Annotated in this window: 8 protein-coding genes and 1 pseudogene; 2 read left to right on the forward strand and 7 right to left on the reverse strand. The window is 37.9% G+C overall.

Annotation, left to right across the window (positions count from 1 at the left end):
- Positions 1-72 precede the first annotated feature (72 nt).
- A pseudogene (locus tag GYY69_RS12870) lies at positions 73-417 on the forward strand (IS3 family transposase); the annotation flags it as partial.
- Between the two features lie 169 nt (positions 418-586).
- Here GYY69_RS12870 and GYY69_RS08460 read toward each other — a convergent pair.
- The gene (locus GYY69_RS08460; RefSeq protein ID WP_174797277.1) at positions 587-1,006 is read right to left on the reverse strand and encodes a tail fiber assembly protein; all 420 of its coding nucleotides are present in this window, start codon (positions 1,004-1,006) and stop codon (positions 587-589) included.
- Between the two features lie 485 nt (positions 1,007-1,491).
- On the opposite strand from GYY69_RS08460, the gene GYY69_RS08465 reads away from it, so the two are divergent.
- Positions 1,492-2,097, forward strand: a complete 606-nt coding sequence (locus GYY69_RS08465; RefSeq protein WP_174797278.1) for a site-specific integrase — start codon at positions 1,492-1,494, stop codon at positions 2,095-2,097.
- A gap of 231 nt (positions 2,098-2,328) precedes the next feature.
- Here the strand turns inward: GYY69_RS08465 and GYY69_RS08470 are convergent, their stop codons facing one another.
- The 6 genes from GYY69_RS08470 to GYY69_RS08495 form a co-directional block, all read right to left on the reverse strand.
- Positions 2,329-2,772 carry a tail fiber assembly protein gene (locus GYY69_RS08470; protein WP_174797279.1) on the reverse strand — a complete coding sequence of 148 codons (444 nt, stop codon included), beginning with the start codon at positions 2,770-2,772 and terminating at the stop codon, positions 2,329-2,331.
- 2 nt (positions 2,773-2,774) lie between these two features.
- On the reverse strand, positions 2,775-3,710 hold the full coding sequence (locus tag GYY69_RS08475; RefSeq protein WP_180214691.1) for a gp53-like domain-containing protein: 936 nt from the start codon (positions 3,708-3,710) through the stop codon (positions 2,775-2,777).
- A complete protein-coding gene (locus tag GYY69_RS08480; protein WP_174797280.1) occupies positions 3,703-4,293 on the reverse strand; it encodes a YmfQ family protein in 591 nt (196 codons plus the stop codon). Before GYY69_RS08480 ends, GYY69_RS08475 begins: the two co-directional genes overlap by 8 nt.
- Positions 4,284-5,351: a baseplate J/gp47 family protein gene (locus GYY69_RS08485; RefSeq protein WP_202984981.1), complete on the reverse strand. Its 1,068-nt coding sequence runs from the start codon at positions 5,349-5,351 to the stop codon at positions 4,284-4,286. The genes GYY69_RS08480 and GYY69_RS08485 overlap by 10 nt, the downstream gene beginning before the upstream one ends.
- The gene (locus tag GYY69_RS08490; protein WP_174797282.1) at positions 5,344-5,757 is read right to left on the reverse strand and encodes a phage GP46 family protein; all 414 of its coding nucleotides are present in this window, start codon (positions 5,755-5,757) and stop codon (positions 5,344-5,346) included. The genes GYY69_RS08485 and GYY69_RS08490 overlap by 8 nt, the downstream gene beginning before the upstream one ends.
- A 55-nt stretch (positions 5,758-5,812) precedes the next feature.
- The coding region (locus tag GYY69_RS08495; protein ID WP_194240623.1) for a phage baseplate assembly protein V at positions 5,813-6,342 on the reverse strand (530 nt) is incomplete at its 5' end.

Here is a 6,342-nt window from a genome sequence, read left to right on the forward strand (position 1 = left end):
TGTTCAAAATAGCTATAGTGACCAGTCCGAGTTAGGGAATTATAGCGAATTCCCTAACATGACAATGCGGTAGCGGAAGCGACATTTAAAACAATTAAAACCGAGTTTGTAAAAGGCCAACGTTTCAACTCAACAGCTGAGTTACAACGCGATTTTTCGGCTTATGCCTATTGGTATAATCAGAAACGATTACATTCTTCGTTAGGCTACTTGCCCCCCGTCGAATTAAAAAAACATTTACCCCCTTCATTTTTTTGTTTGAAAATGTGTTGCCATTCCATTCTTTATACTCTAAATATTTATCCCAAAGAAGTTGCCTCAACATCATTCGTGCGGTTTATCCCTATGTGCATAGGGAACAGAGTGGGAGCGCGCTCCCGGCAGTTAATAAACCGCGGTTTATCCCTATGTGCATAGGGAACAGACCAATTATAACATTTTGTTTTATAATTAAAATATTTTAGTTTAAATTTCTACCAACTTTTTTAATTATTCTTAAAATAACAATGGCTTTATAACACATTGTTTTTATTAAATTAATATTGAAAATAAGATAGAGAATATGGCGCTTTTTTTATTCTACCAATTAATCTTTAAATTTCTTATAGTTATAACATAGTTTGTTTTCATCCAATACCCACTTTTCTCCATCCCACGCATCAAACTCAGAATTTGGTTTTAATAACGTGCAATTTGCTGGAATATCACCGATTTCTGTTACTGTTGATTCTGCGCCTGTTGCAGTTGAATAGATTTTTTTACCGCGGTGGTCAGCCGGATATGTCCACTTGTCGCCAACTCTAACAATTGCTTTATCGTCTTTAACTGGCTTCGGCGCATCTAAATACGAGTTAGCCGGTACACCAACACCAATCGGCAAATGCTGATACGTAGCGCCCAAATACTCTCCGTTGGAATCAACATTATAAATCACTGCCCATCCCGCTTTTATGGTTAATCCATCATTGTCTAAGATTGCTGTTTCTGGTTGTAATTGGTATTTCATTGTAAATCTCCTAAAATTATTCTGCTTTAACTATATACATAAATGCGACGTTTCGTGGGTGGTTATCATGCGAAACCGGAACAACGCGTGACGCGTCGAAATATAAATTTCTTGCATAATACCCGCTGCTACCGTTCGCGTTCCCGTTAATTCGTTCCTCATGGAACGCACCATTAGAGGGAGACACTCCACCAAATGTTAGATATCCTGCCAAACCATAGATATTGCGAATTGCGTCTTGTTGCCAGCTCAATATGCCGCGCCCGGGATCAGCACCTCTCGTCCATTATCCCAACCGCGTATAAATTCACCGCGGAGATCCGGTAAATAACCGGACGGATACGCTGCGGCCAATTTCTGAAATTGATCGCAATTTAATAAACTTTATCAAAAAAGAAAAACAGGAAACAGGCGTAAAAAACAGAACTGTTAACGGTGTACTACAACAAATTAGAGGCGTACTTAATTGCGCATATGAGAATGATATGCTTGATAAAGTACCCGCTATAAAAATGTTACCAGAACCACCACCAAGACAAGTTATGCTAACACCGAATCAGGAAAAAAGGCTTATTGATGAATTACCTGATCATTTAATACCTATTGTTCTTTTTGCACTAGCAACAGGTTTAAGAATGAGTAATATCACAGGTCTTTTGTGGGAAAATGTTGATATTAAAAATCGTCATGCATGGGTTAACATCGGTAGTGGGAAAGTAAAGGCCAAAGGTATTGGTATTCCATTAAACAGCGTTGCATTGTATGTTTTAGAAAATTTGCAAGGCAAACACCCAACCAATGTTTTTACTTACAACGGTAATCCAATAAAGCGTGCTAATTCAAAAGTATGGAGAAACGCTCGTAAAAGAGCTGGTCTATCCCATCTTAGATTTCACGATTTAAGGCATGTTTGGGCAAGCAGATACTCAATGAATGGCACTCATCCACACGCACTACAAGATTTAGGGGCGTGGAGTAAAGCTGATACAGTTAGAAGATATGCCCACTTATCTTCTAGGCATTTACTAGTAGCTTCGGAAAATGCGCTATCAGAAAGTGCCACAAATTTGACACAAAGAGTATTACAATAAAAAAAGCACTTTCGCGGAGTGCTTTAATCAATTGATATTCTTAATGAATTGGCGGAACGGACGGGGCTCGAACCCGCGACCCCCTGCGGACAGGCAGGACGCTAAAAAGTAATTTTATTTAAAAACAAAGCGTTGCACCTCTTGTGATATTTAATTGTGACGCAATATAAAGTAGCTTAAATTCATATAAAGCATGGTGTTGACACAAATATGCCACAGCGTCAAATTTGATTATTCAGGTTTTGCTGGAAATACAGCGTTGATATCAGACGCATCAACACGCGTTAACAAGATTCGATATTTTTTCCACGCTTTTAACTGTGCTTCTTCATCCGCATCTTGCATATCTAAATCAATGATATCTTGAAGTAACGATATTTTTTCATTAGCTTCATTGATTAATGAGTTTTTTAAGTTTTGATTGTTTTTGATGATATTATCATTTTTTGCATCTTCATCTAAAATCCATTTCTTATTTTTCTTGTTCCATTTATGAAAAGGAGAAGGTTTCGGATCAGAGTACATTAAATCATCAAATATAATGCAGCCAGCATTTATTGCTGAATACAATTCATTATGTTGTTCAGCTGTGATTTCAATAGAATCAGCTGGTATTTCATGATTAATTTCATCTATATAAAATGATTGGGTTGTGTGATTATAAAAATGTTTCATATTTAAAATCCTATCGCTATGTAAAACATTGATGTATTTGAGTAAGGGGCGCCGTTTATTGGAGTTTTTCCCCAACATCTAAATTGCGAATTTGACACCGGCGCAGCAGCGGTTGGGTTAACGCCGTTACCGATATCGCTCGTGACTACTGAAAAACACGCATTCGGAAATGCAATAAAAAACGACTGTAATGTACCATTTTTTCCATCTGCTCCGAGACTGTTCGCTATACCCCACTGTGTAATTAATCCGTTCGGCATCTTAGTGTATCCGTACTGCCCGAATGACTGGCTAAACATGTTTGTCACATGCTCAGACAAACCGATGATGTGACTTGAATGAATTGTGCCTACCCCGAGCTCTCCATTTGCATCAAATCCCCATATCATTTTATTTTTTTCTGTATTATACATGGCGACAATACCGTCATCGCGCACTAATAAATATGTTTTTTTATCGTTTGAGTACACTCGTGACTCTGTAGAAGTTGGCACAAATTTATGTTCAATGTTTGATATTCTACCGCCGAGAGTTTCAATATTTTTGTGTGCATTATTAGCATTACTGTTAGCTGAAATTGCATTTGCGTTTGCTATATTTGCTCTGTCGTACGCTGTAACAGCCTGATCATTCACTTTTTTCACAGCCAGCGGTGTTGCTGCTTCGGTTTCTGATGTACTATCAGTTGATGAGTTAAGTTTTATGCTACCTTTTTTGACAAATTCTTTAATGGCTGTAGCGAGTTGGTCATGCTTTGATTTATCCAGTTTAATGCCAGCTAACTCAATCGCGTTGGCAATTTCTTCTTGAATAGCATCACAATAAAGATAATCTAATTGCGTTGCTGGTGTGCCAGTTTGTGGATTACCGCGAGTAAAGCCATTTTTCCCTTGACCAAACTTATCTCTTTGGGCAGTAGATGTGTCAATTCTATGCATTGATTGCTCCGTATTTAAAAATTACATAAGTATGTGATGGGCATAATTTTTCAATTATGCATTCGATTTGCTTATCACCCCACGTTCTCAAATGCGAATCGCACCCGTCGTTACAGGACATTTCTGTTATTTGATAATTGTGAGGTATGTTTACAATCCAATAAAAACGCCAATCTTCATCATATAAATAGTCTTGGCATGTTGATTCACAGGTAAAAACATCATTGTTATAGTTTGTAATCGTGGCGTCTAAATAGCCGTTGGCTTTTAAAACTTGTAGAAAAAATTCTTTACTTATGCCACCGACCAAATTTATCTTAGAATCTAAACGGTTGCGCCGAGTCGTTAACGTTTGAACATCCGATGGATAACAGCTATCCGCTAATCCGCAAATTTGCTCATATCTATCTATCAGCTCTGTCGTCGTTTTGGGATTGATTTCTTGCATTAAATCATCTAATCGAACGTGAGTTTTGGATAGTGTTAATGCTAACGATAAAAGGATTGGCTCTGATTTATCCCATGCTGGACCGTAGGGCAATAAGTGCCCTACCATGCTTCGGTATTGTTTTTCTAAATCCATTCAATACCCCCGAAGACCGCTACCTGATTTTTTTCTACAAAAATATCTTTATCGGGGTAAACTAATTCATGGGCATACTCGCCAAATGATGAACTAATCACTTCGCTAATACGTGATCTAAATAGTGTTGATTGTGGTCTCCCTTCGCGTAACAAAAATTCTTTTAACTCGGCTTCTATTTGATAACGAATTTTTGGGTTATCAGGTGTGACCATAATTTTAAAATTAATAGGTTTGGGTGTTGGTGAAAACACTATCAGCATAGAGCCAGCAACCGGTGCCAGTGGATCAATATGTTTTTTGACATGTTGAATTGTGGTATTGTCTAAAACGGGATTAACCGGATCACTATTTGCAACCATCACGCCAACGCTACCCGCCCCAGCCCAATGACGATAACACCAAGCTCGTGTAACACCGTGAACCTCTTTTGCCCACTGTACATAATCTTGATCGGCTCCGCTTTGAGGTGTGTAATACCATCTATCGATAACTCGTTTCCTAAAAGATTCTAAATCCTCGACATCAGCACCTGACTCAATAGAATCAGCAAAACAAGTTGATGATAGACCAGTAACAGGGGTGATCAGTGACATACTGGTGCCATCATCACAATTCCCTTTTTTACCTACCTCGTCACATACTACAGGTGCTCTTAAAACATTATTTGCTGATGTGGTTGTTTGGGTAACTGTATACATGCGCTGATCAACTTGACGCCTGACTTTTTGATCTTTATTGATAACAATGCCATCAGCCACTTCATCAAATCGAATATAACCAGCGGCAGGTGTAGGTTGTTTTCTATAGCAACGCTTCATATTTCCATGCCGAGTTAACCAATCTTCATCGGCCTGATCAGGTAAAATATTTTTGGCCATATTTTCAATATAGCCCAATAACACATGTGTGGCTCCAGCTATAACTCGCCCGTATACTTCCGGGTCATTACGTCTTAATGAAATTAATTCATCATCGACAGCTAGGCGCGCATATAAATCATTACGTATAGTTGTGATTAAATCCGGTAATGTTGGTCTTGAAAATCCACTAGACATTAATATCACTCCATAAGTTGTCAAACCTAAATTCTTCATTGCTACCATCTTTTTTGTAAATATTGATAGTAGCAACTAAAACGGTTAAATCGGTTCGCTTTACTGAAACATCAATACGTGATGCCAGCCCATCATCAAGCATCCATTGCACCGCTTCTTTTATGTAAATTTTTGCAAAGTTAGCTGTTTGATTAGTTAATTTTGAGCGAGCCAATAAATAAAGGCGTGACCCAATTTTGTCATTTGCTATACTAGGGTATGAATCACCCCACCAACCGTACGGATGATCTGAATCGTCACTGGTGTTTTTTCGTCGCCATGTGAATAGCGAAATTATTAGCGCACGATATAACTTATTTTGAATATTAGTGGGATAAGTATTTCTACCATTTACTGTTAATATCATTTTGTTTTAGCCATAAAAAAACCGTCTAATGACGGTTTATGTAATGAAGTGAGAATTATTCTAATAATTGATTAGGAGTTTGTGTGACCGAGTTTGTTTCGTTATGCGTATGACCATTATAAATAGTTCTGATGTTTGAAATAGTACTGATTTTATCTTCTATTTCCCCAGTCACTTTTAATAATGGTGTATTAAATTGTGTTGCTGATGATGCGTTAACTAAAAAGTTTTTAGTATTTAGCTCTATGGCATCACCAGCATTCACAATAAATTTTTTTGTTTTTACATTGATTTCATTATTGCGATTAAAAATAATGTAATCGCCTTCGTCTGTGTAAATAGCAACTTCACCTTTTTTAAGCGACTTAATACGGTAGCGACGATCCCCAGCAGCAAGAATCACACCATGCGATTTATCGCCGTCTAAAAATAGCGCTACCGCTTCTGCTCCGTCCAACGGTCTTGATGTGAACCCGTACGGCTCAATATGCTCGACATCACTTTTTTGTTCACCGCCCGACATTTTGATTTGCAACGTCTGGCATTTGCTTGCGCTATTACTGAATGTGATATAGCCCCTAGATA

Source organism: Gilliamella sp. ESL0250, from assembly GCF_013345045.1.
In the GTDB taxonomy this organism is placed as follows: Bacteria; Pseudomonadota; Gammaproteobacteria; order Enterobacterales; family Orbaceae; genus Gilliamella; species Gilliamella apicola_H.